Origin of the sequence: Halorubrum sp. Atlit-26R (genome assembly GCF_003666015.1) — an archaeon.
Lineage (GTDB): Archaea > Halobacteriota > Halobacteria > Halobacteriales > Haloferacaceae > Halorubrum.
Genome location: NZ_QPLT01000020.1, coordinates 15919 through 31797 on the forward strand (window position 1 = coordinate 15919; position 15879 = coordinate 31797).

At 68.8% G+C, this 15879-nt stretch carries 15 protein-coding genes; 7 read left to right on the forward strand and 8 right to left on the reverse strand.

All coding sequences use genetic code 11. The features are described 5' to 3' along the window. Window positions 1-38: 38 nt before the first annotated feature. Entirely contained in the window at window positions 39-1469 is a 1431-nt protein-coding gene (locus DVK07_RS16875; protein ID WP_147441197.1) for a hypothetical protein, read from the reverse strand. Between the two features lie 268 nt (window positions 1470-1737). On the opposite strand from DVK07_RS16875, the gene DVK07_RS16880 reads away from it, so the two are divergent. Further along, window positions 1738-2193: a zinc ribbon domain-containing protein gene (locus tag DVK07_RS16880; RefSeq protein WP_121598116.1), complete on the forward strand. Its 456-nt coding sequence runs from the start codon at window positions 1738-1740 to the stop codon at window positions 2191-2193. A 25-nt stretch (window positions 2194-2218) separates the two neighbouring features. On the opposite strand, the gene DVK07_RS16885 is transcribed toward DVK07_RS16880, so the two are convergent. From DVK07_RS16885 to DVK07_RS16900, 4 genes are all read right to left on the reverse strand, one after another. After that, window positions 2219-2977, reverse strand: a complete 759-nt coding sequence (locus tag DVK07_RS16885) for a hypothetical protein (protein WP_121598117.1) — start codon at window positions 2975-2977, stop codon at window positions 2219-2221. Between the two features lie 84 nt (window positions 2978-3061). Beyond that, window positions 3062-3745: an archaellin/type IV pilin N-terminal domain-containing protein gene (locus DVK07_RS16890; protein ID WP_121598118.1), complete on the reverse strand. Its 684-nt coding sequence runs from the start codon at window positions 3743-3745 to the stop codon at window positions 3062-3064. A 2-nt stretch (window positions 3746-3747) separates the two neighbouring features. Next, window positions 3748-4344: an archaellin/type IV pilin N-terminal domain-containing protein gene (locus DVK07_RS16895; RefSeq protein ID WP_121598119.1), complete on the reverse strand. Its 597-nt coding sequence runs from the start codon at window positions 4342-4344 to the stop codon at window positions 3748-3750. Between the two features lie 328 nt (window positions 4345-4672). Then, a complete protein-coding gene (locus DVK07_RS16900; RefSeq protein ID WP_121598120.1) occupies window positions 4673-5011 on the reverse strand; it encodes a hypothetical protein in 339 nt (112 codons plus the stop codon). Between the two features lie 186 nt (window positions 5012-5197). On the opposite strand from DVK07_RS16900, the gene DVK07_RS16905 reads away from it, so the two are divergent. Next, entirely contained in the window at window positions 5198-5536 is a 339-nt protein-coding gene (locus tag DVK07_RS16905; RefSeq protein WP_004597591.1) for a helix-turn-helix domain-containing protein, read from the forward strand. A gap of 27 nt (window positions 5537-5563) precedes the next feature. Here the strand turns inward: DVK07_RS16905 and DVK07_RS16910 are convergent, their stop codons facing one another. After that, window positions 5564-6295, reverse strand: a complete 732-nt coding sequence (locus DVK07_RS16910; RefSeq protein WP_121598121.1) for an ATPase domain-containing protein — start codon at window positions 6293-6295, stop codon at window positions 5564-5566. 166 nt (window positions 6296-6461) lie between these two features. Between DVK07_RS16910 and DVK07_RS16915 the strand changes: the two genes are divergently transcribed. Next, window positions 6462-7025 carry a HalX domain-containing protein gene (locus DVK07_RS16915; RefSeq protein ID WP_121598122.1) on the forward strand — a complete coding sequence of 188 codons (564 nt, stop codon included), beginning with the start codon at window positions 6462-6464 and terminating at the stop codon, window positions 7023-7025. A 169-nt stretch (window positions 7026-7194) separates the two neighbouring features. Continuing rightward, window positions 7195-8712: a molybdopterin-dependent oxidoreductase gene (locus DVK07_RS16920; protein ID WP_121598123.1), complete on the forward strand. Its 1518-nt coding sequence runs from the start codon at window positions 7195-7197 to the stop codon at window positions 8710-8712. A gap of 25 nt (window positions 8713-8737) precedes the next feature. Here DVK07_RS16920 and DVK07_RS16925 read toward each other — a convergent pair whose 3' ends face one another. Continuing rightward, complete coding sequence (locus DVK07_RS16925) at window positions 8738-10156, reverse strand: DHH family phosphoesterase (protein WP_121598124.1); 1419 nt, start codon at window positions 10154-10156, stop codon at window positions 8738-8740. A gap of 158 nt (window positions 10157-10314) precedes the next feature. On the opposite strand from DVK07_RS16925, the gene DVK07_RS16930 reads away from it, so the two are divergent. From DVK07_RS16930 to DVK07_RS16940, 3 genes are all read left to right on the forward strand, one after another. After that, on the forward strand, window positions 10315-11628 hold the full coding sequence (locus DVK07_RS16930) for an O-acetylhomoserine aminocarboxypropyltransferase/cysteine synthase family protein (RefSeq protein WP_121598125.1): 1314 nt from the start codon (window positions 10315-10317) through the stop codon (window positions 11626-11628). After that, a complete protein-coding gene (gene metX / locus DVK07_RS16935; RefSeq protein ID WP_121598126.1) occupies window positions 11625-12923 on the forward strand; it encodes a homoserine O-acetyltransferase in 1299 nt (432 codons plus the stop codon). The genes DVK07_RS16930 and metX overlap by 4 nt, the downstream gene beginning before the upstream one ends. 591 nt (window positions 12924-13514) lie before the next feature. Continuing rightward, window positions 13515-15167, forward strand: a complete 1653-nt coding sequence (locus DVK07_RS16940; RefSeq protein ID WP_121598127.1) for a long-chain fatty acid--CoA ligase — start codon at window positions 13515-13517, stop codon at window positions 15165-15167. A 38-nt stretch (window positions 15168-15205) separates the two neighbouring features. Here DVK07_RS16940 and DVK07_RS16945 read toward each other — a convergent pair whose 3' ends face one another. Beyond that, window positions 15206-15664, reverse strand: a complete 459-nt coding sequence (locus DVK07_RS16945) for a DUF5807 family protein (protein ID WP_121598128.1) — start codon at window positions 15662-15664, stop codon at window positions 15206-15208. Window positions 15665-15879 lie beyond the last annotated feature (215 nt).

The window sequence follows — 15879 nt, forward strand, 5'->3', positions numbered from 1 at the left end:
TCTCGCCCGCTATAATCGGGGCGGCGGGCGTGACGACCTCAGCGACGACGCCACGCGACGACTCCGGCCCCGGACAGGAGGGTGAGCAGCGCCCCCGCGCCCAGCCGGAGATCGACATCGATCGCGATGGGACCGTCGCCACCGCCGTCGTCTTCACCGTCGCCGTCGCTGGCGTTACCGTCGTTCTCGTCACTTCCGTCGTCCTCGCCACCGCCGTCCTCGTCACCGCCGTCACTTCCGTCGTCCGATCCATCGTCGGAGCCGTTCGGGTCAGTCACCGTGACCGTCCCGTTGGCCGAGTCGCCGTCGGTGTCGACGGTGAACTCGTACTCCCTGGGCTCGCTCGGCGCCGAGAGGGTCGTGGAGACGGCGGTCGACGCGCCGGCAGGGAGGGACAGTTCGATCGCGGTCCGTCTCCCGTCGCCGAGCTGGAACGTCACGTCCCGCTCGCTCATCGTGCTCCACCGGTTCCGGACCGTGGCGGAGAGCGTCACCGTCGCGCCCGGTTCGACCGGGCTCGGGGTAGAGACCTCGGTTATCTCGAACGGACCGGTCTCGATGCCGCTCGCCGAGATCTCCGCGGTGTCCGTGACGCCCGTGTCGGACACCTCGACGGTGACGGCGCGGGGGATCGACTCGGCCTCGCCGAAGTCCGACCGGAGCCGCCCGTCGGCGAACCCGCGCAGGACGATCACGTCATCGTCGGCGTACATCCCGTAGCCGTCGCCGCGGCGATCGATCGGGGGTCGGTCAGCGTGCGGCGCGTTCCGGTCCCTGAGCAGGCGGTCGCGGATGAACGCGGACTCGAGATCGTCGAACGTCAGGCCCGGGGCAGTGACGTTCACGTTGTACCGGGCGCGATTCGACGTCAGCTCCAGTTCGAGGTCCGTCTCGACGGTCCCGTTGCCGGTGCCGCTCCCAACCAAGCGCACGTCGAGCGTCTGCACGAGCACCTCGAACGGGGCGGCCGACTCCGCCTCGGTGGTTCCGGTGATCGTCCCATTGTCGACCGCGACCGCGCTTGTCCGCTCCCCCGCCGGGACGAGGACATACGTGCCCTGAAGTGACGCCGTGTCGATCCGAACCGGGCCGTCGAGCTCGAACTCGCGGACAAGGGCTCCCAACTCGTCCGCCTCGTCGTCGTACTCCCGGAGGTGTAGTCGGTCACCCTCGACGATTCCGTTGGGATCGTCGAACGCGACCGTCTGTCCCTGCCAGAACGTCCCGCCCGAGCTGAGATTTCGGTCCGCGTCGTCGATCGTGTGGAAGCCGTCCGTACCCGCCGCGTGGAGGGGAGCCGTCCCGTCGGCGCGATCGAGTCCGTGACCCGCCGCCGCAGCGGTCCCCGAGGCGAGGGCGAACAGCACGACCAGCAGCAAGAGGAGCAGCGTTCCGACGGCGCGCTCAGACATGGTCACGCGATCGAGGGCGTCCCGCCGCGCGTCGAAGTTCCGACCGAGCGCGGTCACGGTCTGAGAGTCCGGGCATCCGGTCCGGAGGGACGATAACCGGTCGCATGGGTCGGACCCATCGTCGCCGCTCGTTTCGCGAGGTCGATACCGCTGCAGCGGGTCCATCTGCGTCGACGTGCGGGAGTAACGAATTAAAATGTACGGCTTCGAATATTACGGTTGATAACCGACCCGGACCGGCGGAGGGAGAGAACCCGAAAGTCAGAGATGGGCAAGCGACGGTCTTCCGAAGAATTAATCCGGACCGTCTGCCGTACACACTACGATGAAGACCTGTCCCCGGTGCGACTCGTCACTCGACGACGAGGCTCGCTACTGCGTTGAGTGCGGCACCCCCCAGACGGAGGACGCCGCGGATGAACTCAACGAGTTCGTGCAGCGGCAGGCCCAGCAGGTCGCGGCCGAGTCCGAGGGCGGTGTCGACGGCGACGAGGACGGCGGGTCGGGCTTCGTCCCGACCGAGGAACTCACCGACCGCGAGCAGCTCTGGCGCCGCGGGTGTTACGTCCTCGGGTACGGAACGATCGTCGTCGCGCTCACGCTCGTTCAGAACAATCCGCTCAGCGCCTTACCACTGATCCTCGCCGGGATCGCGATCCTGCCGCCGATCCGGCGGCTCACCGCGGAGCCGCTCGGCAGCCCGCTCAAGCGCGAGGTGATGGCGGGGATCTACGCGGTGTTCGCGCTGATCGGAATCGCGCTGTTCGTGCTGTTGGGGTAGCGGGCACGTCGCTCTCTCCCCCGTATCACTCGATCCTGAACCCGCCCTCTTCCTCGGCCGCCCGAACTAGGTCGCCGATGCTGTCGCTCGCGGAGAGTCCCTGACTCGCCGCGAACCGTTTTATCATCACCGGTGGGATGTCGACGGTCGTCTCGGAGGCCGCAAGCAGCAGCCCGATCGCCTCCGGCGTCGGCGAACTCGGGCCGGCGTTCGACGCGAACCACGTGACGAGCGTGTCGAACGTCGCCGTCACGTCGTTCGACACCATCCGCTGGCGGGTGGTGTCGCCGTTCGCGTGGAGCGTCGCGTCGATGCCGTAGTCGAAGCCGTCGCCGTCGAAGGAGTTGGCTAACCACCGGCTCACCGCCTGTCGGTCGACCGCGTTACCGCCCGCTGCGGCCTGGTTTCGACGCCGTCCCTGCGCGTTCGGCGGTGGTTGGCCGCCGCCGGGCTGTCCGCCGCCGCCCGGTTGGCCTCCGGACTGCTGGCCGCCGCCGGGCTGTCCGCCGCCGCCCTGCGGCCCGCGCTCGCCGACGCCGGGCCCGGCTGCGCTCGACCGCGGGTCGTCGCCGGCCGGGCGCCGCTCCTCCGGGCTCGCCGGGTCGGCGGCAGTGAACCCGGAGGCGTCCTCGGGCGGGGCGCGGCGCTGCCCGCGCGAGCGACCGACGTTGGGGCGGCCGTTCGTCCCGACGACGTAGCGGCCCTCCCCGATCTCGACGACGTTCTCGTCGTCGGTGAAATCGAGCTCGTCCGGGTCGGTCGGTACCGCATCGTCGTCACTCATGGGTCGTGGTAGCGCGCGCCGAAAAATAGGTGTTGCGGGCGGCCGAGCCGCCGACGTTGTGGTTACCGCGCTGTTCGAGGCTCGCTAGAGCCGGACCGCTTCGCCGCCCTCGGTGAAGAGGTCGGGCGCGCGGAGGTCGACGCTGGTCGTCGCGCCCGAGGGCGAGACGATGTCGAGCGACGACTGCTGCCCCTGACTGAAGGCGTCGTCCGTCTCCCCGAACGGTTCGGTCTCGGGGTTGAAGACGACCGTGAACCGCTCGTTGTCGTTCAGAACCGCTTCGGACGCGGTTGTGTAGTTACCGGTCGAGTTTTGGACCGCGAACGTACCCTCTGGAATGTCGCTGACTCCCATAGAGGAATCATCTAGGAGCGTATCGCCATTGTCAGCCCCATTCCCCGTGGCGTTGTCATTGTCGGTGAAGATCAGGTTCTCCTGTCCGTTAGGCCCGACCGCCTGTATCGTCGCTGAACTCAGGTCGATCTGATTGGAGCCCGCCGCACCGGCAACGCCGACGCGGATCTCGGAGAGAGTCTGCGGATCAGTATTATCGTTGACAATACCGACAGTACTCGTCACGTCGATCCGCTCGGAGACGAGGTCAGTGCTCTCTTGTCCGGTCGCTTCCGCCTGTGACTGGAGGAACCCAGCCGTGTTGATCAGGACGCCGGCGGCGATCGCAGCGACAAGCACCATCGCGATGAACACGATGAGCGTGCCGATACCGACCTGGCCGCGGTCGTCGTCGTTGTTAATGAACTCGAACATTGTTACAGCCTCACCGAAGTCTGGTCACTCGTCAGCGTCGTCGGGACACGAATCTCCGTCGTCGTCGTCGCGCCCGAGGCGGTCGTGAACGTCACCGATAGCTGGTCGCCGGATTCGAGGTTCGCGTAGTCGACGTTCGTCGCCGTCAGGTTGACCCGAACCTCCGCCCGGTCGCTGCTGTCGGTCAACACGACGTCGCTATTCCCTGGATCGGTGAAGATCTGTACTGCGGCATTTCCGTTGACGTCCCCCAACTCACTGAGCTGGAACGACTCCTGACCGTTCGCTCCGATGAGCTGTGTGCTCACCTGATTGAGGTCGATGCTGCCCGCACCGGGAGCCTTTGCGACAACGAAGTCGATCTGGTCAACCTCTTGTGCGTCGGTCACGTTGCCCGACTGACTCACGACCTGAATCCGGTCGGAGACCTGACTTGTACTCTCTTCGCCCGTTGCTTCCGCCTGCGTCTGGAGGAACCCAGCAGTGTTGATCAGAACGCCGGCGGCGATCGCCGCCACCAGCACCATCGCGATGAACACGATGAGGGTCCCGATCCCCACTTGACCGCGTTGTTCCTCGTCCGTGATTGCTTCGAACATTGGTTGTGTTGCGTCGGCCCCCGGCCTGCCCGGCGGGCGTTATCGATAGCGATGGGGAATTCCTACTTAAGATCACGTACCCGGTTATCCAGTTTGATAAACAACTTACGTCGTTCGGTTTTCGTGTTTATTGTGGCCAAGTAATTACAGAACTAATTAACGAAATCGACGACGGATTCTCAGGGTTGGATCTGAGGAGCCCGCGCGTGTCGCGGGCGCTCGGCGACGAACCAGCGGGGAAAACGGACGGAGACCGGCGACGAGGAACGAAGACCGACGGCCGCGGTCGCAGGAGGGGAGAACGGTTCCCCTCCTATGCCGCTCGGCTTCACCGATCGCGGAGGCGCGACAGCTCCGACTCGGGGATAACGAACTCCCGGGTCCCCGGCTCGTAGACGGCGAGGCTCCCGGCGACGAGCGCCATCGACGCCGCCAGCAGTCCGGTGTTGACCAAGAGCAGCGCCTCAGCGTTACCGAATTCGGTTCGGAAGGCGGCCGCGGGCGTCCCCACCGCCGCGACGACGACGAGTCCGAAGCCGACCGCCAAGTACGCCATCGCCGTGCGGCCGGACGAGCGGTACGCCGCGACCGCGAACGCGACGAGCGTCGCGCTCGCGCCGGCCAGCACGGTGGTCGTCATCAGGTACAATCCCTCGATGAGCTCCATACCCACTCTGCTCGAACGCCGGTGATAAACCCACGGTGGCGGGTATCAGCGGCGATAACACGACTCGACGGTTCGGACCGTCGAAGCGGTCGCGGTCCCCGCCCCGCACGGCGAATCGGGACGTTCGCCGGATGAGACAATCACCGGTACCATTATAAGAGATAAAAATCAATCTCGATAACGTGAATGGTGGGGGACGATCTGATTACCGTACTCGGTAACAAATACAACACGGACATCCTGACGGCGACGGGCGACGCGAAGTCGGCGCAGGACCTCAGCGACCAGTTGGACGTCCCGATCGCGACGTGTTATCGACGCATAAACGAGCTGGAGGAGGCGGACCTCCTCGAACTACACGACCGGCCGCTCTCGGACGAGCACCGACGCGTGAAGGTGTACCGCCGGAAGGTCGACGGGGTGGAGGTCGACTTCCGCGACGGGCTCACCGTCGAGGTGGAGGAGCGGTCGGCGGTGAAGAACCGCCTCGACGACGTGTGGCGCGACCTCTCCTCTCGGGAGTAGCGAGGTGGCCGGCCGGCGACCGGACCGTCAGAACGACGGCTGGTCGTCGGAGCCGCCCATCATCGAGAAGCCGCCCGCGCGCTCGTGGACCGTGATCCCGCCCTGCCCGATCTCCATCGGGAAGATGTCGGTGTCGATGTCCTGTTTCCGCATCTTCGCCACCCAGACGTAGCGGTTGACGCCGGAGTCGGTCGGCGTCTGGATGAAGTAGATGTTCCCGTCCGTGAGGAAGTTCTCTAATCCGACCTCCGTGTCCGGGAAGACGGCGCCCTGCTCGTTGATCAGCAGCGAGGTGAGCCCGTTGGCCTTGAGGATGTCCGAGAACTTCAGCAGGTACGTGCGCTTCTCCTGTTCGGCGTCGAAGAACAGCTGGAACATCGACAGCGAGTCGAGGACGAGCCGGTCGAACTCGCCGTCCTCGACGGTGTCGAGCAGGCGGTCGACCGCGGTCGAGAAGTCGGTCTCCCGTAACATCTCGCGCTTGTCGAGGATGACTATGTCGCCGTCGTCGACCATCTCGTCGAACCCCTCGAAGCCGACGGACTCGGCCGCGCCGCGGATGTCGGCCTCGTCCTCCTCGAAGGAGACGTAGACGCCGCGCTCGCCGTGTTCGGAGACGCCGTGGTGGAGGTACTGGATGCCGAAGATGCTCTTGCCGGTACCCGGGTTGCCGGAGACGAGGACCGTCGACCGCTGGGTGATGCCGCCGGTGAGAATGGAGTCGAGCCCCTCGACCCCGGTGGAGACGAGTTCTGACATTCGTCTCCCCCTAGACGGTCGGAGTATATAAAAGACGGTTCAGTGCGTCGGAACGGATGGCTCGGTACGTCGGGCGCACGAAGGGCGACAGTTTTATCTCTCGACACGCCGCCCGTTCGTGTATGCCCGGTGAAGCGTGTCCGGTCGCTCCCGGCGGTGATCGGCGGTGAGCGACCCGTCGGTACTCGTCGTGGAGGACGAGCCAGACATCGCGGCGCTGTACGCCGGCTTCTTGGAGGAGCGGTACGACGTCGACGTCGCCGAGACCGCGGCCGAGGCGATCGACCGGGTCGACGCCGCCGTCGACGTGGTGCTCCTCGATCGCCGCCTCCCCGACGGGAGCGGCGACGACGTCTTGGACCACATCCGCGGGGAGGGGTACGACTGCCGCGTGGCGATGGTCACCGCGGTCGAGCCCGACTTCGACATCATCGACATGGGGTTCGACCTCTACCTCACCAAGCCGGTGAGCCGCACGAAGCTGCTCGCGGCCATCGACACCCTCCTGACCCGCAGCGAGTACGACGACCTCGTCCAGGAGGCCGCCGCGCTCGCCAGCAAGCGCGCCGTGTTGAGCTCGCAGAAGCCGGCCGCACAGCGCGAGGGGAACGACGCGTACGCCGACCTCGTCGACCGGTTAGAGGAGCTCGACGCCGACATCGACGACCTCGGCGAGTCGCTGTCGACCGACGACTACCGCGCGATGTTCCGCGACCTCGGCGAGGCCTGACGCGACGCCGTCCGTCTCGACGTCGCTCGCCTCAACGCGATCGCTCGCGGCGCTCGCTCCGACCGCTTTTCTCGCCGTCGCGGCTGTGCGTACTCCGGCAACGCCGACGGTACTGTAGGGGGTTTCGGCCGAGGCCGCAGTTCAAGTGACTGTGGCCCTAACGCTACTCGTGATCAACGTTACCGAGCGGCGGGAAACGCTCCTCGCCGCGGCCGCCGGCGCGGCCGCGATCTCCGGCTCGTACCTCGTCGCGGGGTGGACGCCGTCGTTCGTCGTCAGGCCGGTCGACCAGACCGTCGTCGACCTGACTCCCGGACCGATCGTGACGGCGACGATCGAGACGCTCGGCGAGGCGGGCCACCTGATCCACATCGCGCTGGCGTTCGCGGTCGCTGTCGGACTGTTCGGGGCGGTCGCGTTCGCGGGCCTTCGGCTCGCCGCGCGCACGGACCGGCGAGCGGTCGGCGCCGCGGTCGCGGGAGGGGGGTCCTGGCTGCTCGCGGCCGGCCTGACGAGCGTCTCGACGGGCGCGCTGGGCGCGGCGCTCCCCGCGGCGGCCGTCGTCGGGGTCGGGTGGCTGCCGTCGTCCGCAGCCCCGTCCGGAGGCGACACCGACGCAGTGAGGGACGCACCGGCCGTCGTCGACGCGGTGCGCCGGCGGACCCTCGGGCTCGTCGCCGGGGCGCTCGGGTTCGTCGCCGCGACCGCGGTGGGCCGGCGAGCGCTCGCGTCGGAGGACGAGCCCCTTCCCGACGCCCCGCGGTCGGAGGGCGCGGCCGCGCGGCTCCGAGAACTCGGATCGGCGTCGCTGGCGGTCGAAAGCGACGGCCTCCAGGGGATGGTGACGCCTATCGGCGAGTTCTACAACGTCGACATCGCGGAGTTCGACCCGGAGGTCGCCGCCGAGGAGTGGTCGCTGACGTTCACCGGCGAGACCGGCTCCGAGCGGACGGTCGACTTCGACGAGCTGATCGAGCGCCCCGCCGAGGACCGCGCGGTGACGCTGCGGTGCGTGGGCGAGGACCAGAACGGCCGCCGTATCGGCAACGCCGTCTGGACGGGGACGCCGATCCGCCCGCTGCTCGAATCCGTGGACCCCCAGGGCGACTGTAACTGCGCCATGCTGCGCGGCGAGGACGGGTACTACGTCGAGTTCCCGGTCGACGTCCTCGCCGAGGGGTTCCTCGCGTGGGGGATGAACGGGAAGGAGCTCCCGACGAGCCACGGCCACCCGGTCCGGGTGTTGATCCCGGGCCACTGGGGCGAGACGAACGTGAAATGGCTCTCGGAGATCGAACTGCTGAACGTCGAAGACGACGGCTACTGGGAGGAGCGCGGCTGGGAGGGAACCGGCGAGGTGACCACCGTCGCCAAGCTCTGGGACGAGGGGGTCACGGAGCTCGGCGACGGCCGGATCGAACTGGCCGGCCACGCCTACGCCGGGACCCCCGGCGTCGAGCGCGTCGAGGTGTCGACCGACGGCGGCGACTCGTGGACCGACGCCGAGCTCTCCGATCCGCTCCCCGACGCGGACGTCTGGCGGCAGTGGCGCCACGTCTTCGAGGCCGACGGGGAGCGCGAGGTCGTCGTCCGCGCGGTCGACGGCGAGGGGACGCGCCAGACCCGCGAGGAGTCCGGCCCCGTCCCGAGCGGCGCGTCGGGCTGGGTCCGCCGGACGGTCGGGTGACGACCGGGCGTCGTCTGCGTCCCCGTTAAGAGAGCTGTTCGCCGACGATCCGGTCCGCCTCGGCGAGGAACGCGTCGCGCTCGTCGATCGGGATGGTCGCGCCCGCGGCCACGTCGTGCCCGCCGCCGTCGCCGCCGACGGCCTGGCTCGCTTCGCGCATCACTACAGAGAGGTCGAGCCCCTGCCGCACGAGCGCGTGCGAGCCGCGCGAGGACACCTTCAGTTCCTCGGCGCTCTCCTCGGCGAAGGCGATCACCGGCTTCGAGCGGTCGACCGCGGGCGAGCCGACCGCCATCCCCGCGACGATACCGACGATGGTCTCGCGGATGCGCGATCCGGCGTCGAACCACTGGAGGTGCTCCTCGTGGGTGACACCCTCGTTTTTGACCCACTGGAGCCCCTCAGAGAGGTTCTTCCGGTGGGTGCGGAGCAGCCGGCGCGCCTCCGCGAGCGCGTCGCCGCGGTCGCCGAGACATACCGCGAGGCCCACGTCGCCGCGCTCGTAGCGCGCGGTCGCGTTGAGCAGGGTGGAGAACTCGCTGACGTCGCGCAGTTCGGTGCCGGGCTCCTCGTCGACGAGCGTGTAGGAGGTCCCGACGAGCGCCTCGATCCGCTCGGACGGGACGCCGGAGGCGACCGCGCGGCGCATCAGCGCCGACGCGAGGGCCTGTCGCTCCCCGCCGTCGAGGTCGACCCAGCGCCGCCACTCCCCGTCGCGTTTCACGTCGATGTCGAGGTCGGTGAGGAAGGAGATCGCTCCCGCCTCGTCGTTCGAGATCCCCGGGATCTTCACGTCGGAGGCGTACTCCAAGAGCTTCGGGAGCGGCCGGGTCTGTCTGCCGTACAGGTCGAGGTCGGTCCGGGCCTCGACGACGCCGGCGTCGACGCCGTCGGCGACGATCGACTCGTTGGCGCCGACGAGTTCGCCGTCGGAGTCCTGCATGTCGCCGACCGCGCCGACGACCGCGAGCGCGGCGAGGTCGCGGTTGTCGCCGTCGGGCCCCTCTAAGGCGCGGGCGAGGAGGTAGCTCGCGCCGGCGCCGGAGAGTTCGCTCGCGCCGTCGATCCCTTCGAGCAGAGGGTTGAGGTGGTAGCGCGTGTCGCGGTCGGCGGGCTGGTGGTGGTCGGCGATGACGGAGACGAAGTCGCCGCGCTCCTCGTGGTCGGCGATGACGTCGAGCTGGCCGGAGCCGAAGTCGGTGAAGAGGACGACGTCGAACTCGCGGGCGGCGATCCCGGCGATCGCGTCGTCGTCGAGCTGCTTCTCGAAGACGACCTCGTGGTCGATCCCGGCCCGGGCGAGCGCGGTGGACGCGATCGCGGCGCTCGTGATCCCGTCGGCGTCGATGTGCGACGCGAGCAGGGCCCGGCCGGCCTCGCGCAGCCGATCGGCGCAGTCGGTCGCGCGGTCGTCGAGGTCGGGGACTGGGGCGGCGACTGCCATTACCACCGGTTGGCGCCCGACCGGTCATAAACGCACGCTTCGGGGAGACGAGCGTGGACCCGCACGGCGGGCCCGACTGGACACCCGTCGCTCGGCGAAGGGGCATCAATTGCCGTAACTGAGGGTTATAGAAGTGCGTAGACGTATGAGCAACAAACATGACACGTGGGTTCAACACCCGGAGTCTCCACGCCGGCGCCGAGCCCGATTCGACGACCGGCGCCCGCGCCACGCCGATCCATCAGACCACGTCGTACGTCTTCGACGACGCGGACACGGCGGCGGAGCTGTACGCGCTCCGGGCGGAGGGCCACGTCTACTCGCGGCTGTCGAACCCGACGGTGAACGTCTTAGAAGAGAGGATCGCCGACCTCTCCGGCGGGTCGGACGCGGTCGCGACCGGCGCGGGGATGGGCGCGTTCGACGCGATCACGACCGTCCTCGCGAGCGCGGGCGATAACGTCGTCGCCAGCTCGGAGATGTACGGCGGGACCGCGGCGTACCTCACGAGCATCGCGAACCGCCGCGGGATCGAGTCGCGGCTCGTCGACACGCTCGATTACGAGGCGTACGCGGACGCGATCGACGACGACACCGCGTTCGTCCACGTCGAGACGATCGCGAACCCCTCGCTCGTCACGCCCGACTTCGAGCGGCTCGCCGAGATCGCTCACGAGAACGCGGTCCCCCTCGTCGTCGACAACACCTTCGCGACGCCGTACTGCTGTCGGCCGTTCGAGCACGGCGCGGACGTCGTCTGGGAGTCGACGACGAAGTGGATCACCGGCAACGGCACCACCGTCGGCGGGGTCGTCGTCGACGGCGGGCAGTTCCCGTGGGGCCACCCCGACGCCGACTACGACGAGCTCGACGGGGAGTCGCCCGCCTACCCGATCGACTTCGTCGAGCGGTTCGGCGACGCCGCGTTCGCCAACGTCGTTCGCCAGCGCGGGATACGGCCGACCGGCGGCCAGCAGTCGCCCTTCGACGCGTGGCAGACGATCCAGGGGCTGAACACGCTCCCGCTGCGGATGGAGCGCCACTGCGAGAACGCGCGGGAAGTGGCCGAGTACCTCCGAGAGGACGAGCGCGTCGACTGGGTGAGCTACCCCGGCTTCGAGGACCACCGGAGCCACGACAACGCCGCCGAGTACCTCGACGGCTTCGGCGGGATGGTAACCTTCGGCGTCGACGGCGGCTACGAGGCCGCCAAGGCGTTCTGCGAGTCGGTCGAGCTGACGAGCTTCCTCGCGAACATCGGCGACGCGAAGACGCTCGTCATCCACCCGGCCTCCACGACGCACGCGCAGCTGGACGCGGAGCAACAGCGGTCCGCCGGGGTCTACCCGGAGATGCTCCGGCTCTCGGTGGGCATCGAGGACGCCGACGACGTGATCGCCGACCTCGACGCGGGGCTGGCCGCGGGCGAGCGGGCCGCGGGGGGAGAGCGCGGCGTCGGGGGGGAGCGATGAGCGCCGTCCCGACCGACCATGGGGTCGCCTCGCTCGGCGAGTTCACCTTCGAGTGCGGGCAGTCGGTGCCCGACTTCGAGGTCGCCTACGAGACGCACGGCGAGTTCGACGGCGACAACGTCGTGTTGGTCTGCCACGCGCTCACCGGGAGCCAGAACGTCGCGCGCTCGCCCGAGCCGGAGCGCGACGCCGAGACGACCGGGGCCGGACAGGCCGGACAGGCCCGCGCGTGGTGGGACGACGTCGTCGGCCCGGGGAAGGCGATCGACACGACCGAGTACTACGTCGTCTGCGCGAACGTCCCCGGCTCCTGTTACGGGACGACGGGGCCGGCCAGCGAGCGGCCCGCGGACCTCGACTTACGCGAGGAGCCGGACCACGACCGGTGGGGGACCGCGTTCCCGCCGGTTCAGGTGGAGGACTGGGCGCGCGCGCAGCGGCGCCTGCTCGACCACCTCGGCGTGGGGCGGCTGCGGGCGGTCGTCGGCGGCAGCGTCGGCGGGATGAACGCCTTAGAGTGGGCGAAGCGGTACCCCGACGACGTCGACCGCGTGGTCGCCATCGCGACCGCCGGGCGGCTCGACGCGCAGTGTCTCGCGCTCGACGCGGTCGCGCGCCGGGCGATCCGCGCGGACGCCGACTGGAACGAGGGGAACTACTACGGCGACGACCGCCCCGACCCGACCGAGGGGCTCGCCATCGCCCGCCAGATCGGGCACATCATGTACCTCTCGAAGGCGTCGATGGAGCGGAAGTTCGGGCGCCGGTCGGCCGGCCGCGACTCCCTGACGCGCGAGGACGGCGACCTCGGGCTGCCGCCGGAGCCGACGGCGGGGTTCTTCCCGTACCGCGAGGTGGAGTCGTACCTCGACTACCAGGCGGAGGGGTTCGGCGACCGGTTCGACGCGAACAGCTACCTCTACCTCACGCGCGCGATGGACGAGTACGACCTCGCGGCGGGCCACGGGACCGACGCCGACGCGCTCGCCGCCTTCGAGGGCGAGACCCTCCTGATGAGCTTCACCGCCGACTGGCACTTCACCGTCGAGCAGTCCGGCTCGCTCGCCGACGCCTTCCGCGAGTCCGGGGTCCCGGTCGCGCACCACGTGATCGACTCCGACCACGGCCACGACGCGTTCCTCGTCGAGCCGGAGCACGTCGGCCCGCCGGTCCGCGACTTCCTCGCCGACGGCGTCGACGGCCGCGCGGTCTCCGACGAGGGCGGCGACGGCGGCGACGACCCGCGACCCGACTCCGACCACGCGCCCGTCCACGCGAGCCTGTTTCGGGGGTAATTACCCTTTTAAATAGAATATGTGCGGTGGCGCGTGCCGGTGAGCGGCCGACAGGCCGCGAACCGCACGCGCGAGGGAGTCGGCCGACCGGAGCGAAGCGAAGGGAGGCCGACGAGGCTGGGGAGGCGCGAGGTGCCGTGCGGGGCGGGACTCGAAGGGGCAGCCGGGAGGCGGGCGCAGGCGACGCAAGCACTGGAGGGAGCGAACGGAGTGAGCGACCGAAGCGCGCAGCGAGCGTGCGCCCGCCTCCCGGCTGGGGCTTCGGCGGTGTTCGTAGCGATCCTCTATTTATAAGATCTACCGTCGTACAGCCGAGCGGCTGGGGCTTCGGCGGTGTTCGTAGCGATCATCCATTTATAAGATCCACAGTCGTACAGCCGAGCGGCTGAGGCTTCGGCGGTGTTCACCGTCGAACTACCGGCAGCCGTTTATAAATGATCGACTGGGATTTCGGCGGCGCTCACCGACGATTGGCGGTCAACCGTTTATAAATGACCTGTCGAGGCGAGACGGGCGCTCTCCGAGTGTCCGCGAAGATTCACGATCAATCATGATAACGTTCATAGTTCCCGACCACGTGGTGTGTGAGGTATGCCAGGCGGACACGCGCAGACCCTGCGACCGTTCATGTGGCGCGCCGAACGACTGTACCCCGACACCGAGATCGTCTCGCGCACCCACGAGGGGCGCACCCGGCACACCTACAGCGAGTACGCCGACCGGACCGCGCAGCTCGCGAACGCCCTGGACGACCACGGGATCGAGCGCGGCGACCGCGTCGCGACGTTCTGCTGGAACCACACGCGGCACTTCGAGACGTACTTCGGCGTGCCGAACACCGGCGCGCAGCTCCACACGATCAACCCGCTGCTGCCCGACGAGCACATCCAGTACATCGTCGACGACGCCGACGACGAGATCATCTTCGTCGACCCGTCGCTCGCCGAGAAGATCGCGGGCGCCGCGGAGGGTGCCGAGGAGTTCGACGGCGTCGACTTCGTGGCGATGGGCTCCGAGGGGATCGACGCGCTCGACGCCCCCGCCTACGAGGAGTTCATCGCGGACCACTCGACCGAGTACGACTGGCCGGACCTCGACGGCGACCAGCCCGCCGGCCTCTGTTACACCTCCGGCACCACGGGGAAGCCGAAGGGCGTCGAGTACACGCAGTCGATGCTGTGGAGCCACACGATGGCCTCCCAGACGCCGCAGGGGATCCCGATGGAGGACTCGGACGTCGTCATGCCCGTCGTCCCCATGTTCCACGTGAACGCGTGGGGGATGCCGTTCACCGCGGCCGCTGCGGGCGCGAAACACGTCTACCCCGGGCCGTCGCCGGACCCCGCCGACCTCGCGGCGCTGATCGAAGAGGAGGGCGTGACGATCTCCGCGGGCGTGCCGACGGTGTGGCTCGGCCTGCGCGAGTACGTCGAGGAGGGGAACGACGTGGACCTCTCGACGCTCGACACCGTGATCATCGGCGGCGCGGCCGCGCCGCAGGCGCTCATCGAGTGGTACGACGAGCGCGACGTGGAGGTGCTCCACGCGTGGGGGATGACCGAGCTGTCGCCGATCGGCACCGTCTCGCACCTCAAGAGCGACCTGCGCGACGCCGACTACGAGACGCAGGTGAACAAGCGCGCGAAGCAGGGGCTCGTCGCCCCCGGCTTGGAGTTCGAGGTAATCGACGAGGACGGCGAGGAGATCCCGTGGGACGGCGAGGCGTTCGGCGAACTCCGGATCCGCGGCCCGTGGGTCACGAAGGAGTACTTCAAGCGCCCGGAGGCCAACGAGGAGGAGTTCGTCGACGGCTGGCTGAAGACCGGCGACGTGGTCACCGTCGACGAGGACGGCTACATGCAGCTCGTCGACCGGACGAAGGACGTGATCAAGTCGGGCGGCGAGTGGATCTCCAGCGTCGAGTTGGAGAACGCGATCATGGCCTACGACGGCGTCAGCGAGGCGGCCGTCGTCGGCGTGCCCCACGAGCGCTGGCAGGAGCGCCCCGTCGCGTTCGTCGTCGTGGCCGACGGCGTCGACCGGGAGGAGATCGTCGAGCGGATCGAGACCGGCCTCCGCGACGAGTACCCCAAGTGGTGGGTGCCGGACGCGGTGGAGTTCATCGACGAGGTGCCCAAGACCGCGACCGGCAAGTTCTCGAAGAAGGACCTCCGGGAGCAGTACGGCGACCAGTCGCTCGTCGACGGGGCGGTGCCTGAAGACGACGCGCCCGAAGAGGAGTAGGGCCGAACCGGGCGAATAGCCGGTCGTTCGGCGGTTTTTCAGTCGTCGCGGTCGCCGATGACCCACTTGTGCGAGTAGCTCTCGCCGCACGTGCAGTGGGCGTACGCGTGGACCACGTCGCCCTCGGCGTAGAGGCCGCCGACCTCCTCGTTTTGCGCCTCCGCGAACGCGAAGACGAACTGAACGTCGTGGTCGTCGTCGGAGCCCTCGTCGGCGTCGGTCGCGTCGTCCGCGAACGGACACGCCCCGCCGTCGAGCGAGCGCGCTATCTCGCCGTCGGCGCCCATCGCCGTCTTCGCGAACTCCATCGCGCCCATGCCCGTGCCGGCCTGAAACGCGGACCGACCGGTCTCGCCGTCGAGGATCAGGCGGACGCCGCCGTCCGTCTCCTCTCCGACCTCGCGCAGCCGGGAGTCGTCGTCGAGGTACGCGTCGCTCAGGTAGAAGACCACGTCGTCGAGCCGCTCGCCCGCGAGGAACTCGTCGAGGTTGCTCATGCCGGCCGGAGGCGCGTGAGCGGTAAAAGGCGTGCGAGTCGGCCCGAGCGGCGGGCGGCCCCTCCGACCCGAGGCGGCGCGCGTCGCGGCCGACCGACCGTCGGGATCCGACCGGACCCGTGCTAATTCATGCAGAATCGGGGTAACTGTTAAGACGTACCACGGAGATCCGTCGCGTGATGAGTACGCAGACCAGATCCGGTGACCGGCTCGCG

What these genes read in the sequence shown, in the direction of transcription:
- DVK07_RS16880 (WP_121598116.1), top strand. Translation starts at nt 1,738, where the DNA reads ATGAAGACCTGTCCCCGGTGCGACTCGTCACTCGACGACGAGGCTCGC.
- DVK07_RS16885 (WP_121598117.1), bottom strand. Translation starts at nt 2,977, where the DNA reads ATGAGTGACGACGATGCGGTACCGACCGACCCGGACGAGCTCGATTTC.
- DVK07_RS16890 (WP_121598118.1), bottom strand. Translation starts at nt 3,745, where the DNA reads ATGTTCGAGTTCATTAACAACGACGACGACCGCGGCCAGGTCGGTATC.
- DVK07_RS16895 (WP_121598119.1), bottom strand. Translation starts at nt 4,344, where the DNA reads ATGTTCGAAGCAATCACGGACGAGGAACAACGCGGTCAAGTGGGGATC.
- DVK07_RS16900 (WP_121598120.1), bottom strand. Translation starts at nt 5,011, where the DNA reads ATGGAGCTCATCGAGGGATTGTACCTGATGACGACCACCGTGCTGGCC.
- DVK07_RS16905 (WP_004597591.1), top strand. Translation starts at nt 5,198, where the DNA reads ATGGTGGGGGACGATCTGATTACCGTACTCGGTAACAAATACAACACG.
- DVK07_RS16910 (WP_121598121.1), bottom strand. Translation starts at nt 6,295, where the DNA reads ATGTCAGAACTCGTCTCCACCGGGGTCGAGGGGCTCGACTCCATTCTC.
- DVK07_RS16925 (WP_121598124.1), bottom strand. Translation starts at nt 10,156, where the DNA reads ATGGCAGTCGCCGCCCCAGTCCCCGACCTCGACGACCGCGCGACCGAC.
- DVK07_RS16930 (WP_121598125.1), top strand. Translation starts at nt 10,315, where the DNA reads ATGACACGTGGGTTCAACACCCGGAGTCTCCACGCCGGCGCCGAGCCC.
- metX (WP_121598126.1), top strand. Translation starts at nt 11,625, where the DNA reads ATGAGCGCCGTCCCGACCGACCATGGGGTCGCCTCGCTCGGCGAGTTC.
- DVK07_RS16940 (WP_121598127.1), top strand. Translation starts at nt 13,515, where the DNA reads ATGCCAGGCGGACACGCGCAGACCCTGCGACCGTTCATGTGGCGCGCC.
- DVK07_RS16945 (WP_121598128.1), bottom strand. Translation starts at nt 15,664, where the DNA reads ATGAGCAACCTCGACGAGTTCCTCGCGGGCGAGCGGCTCGACGACGTG.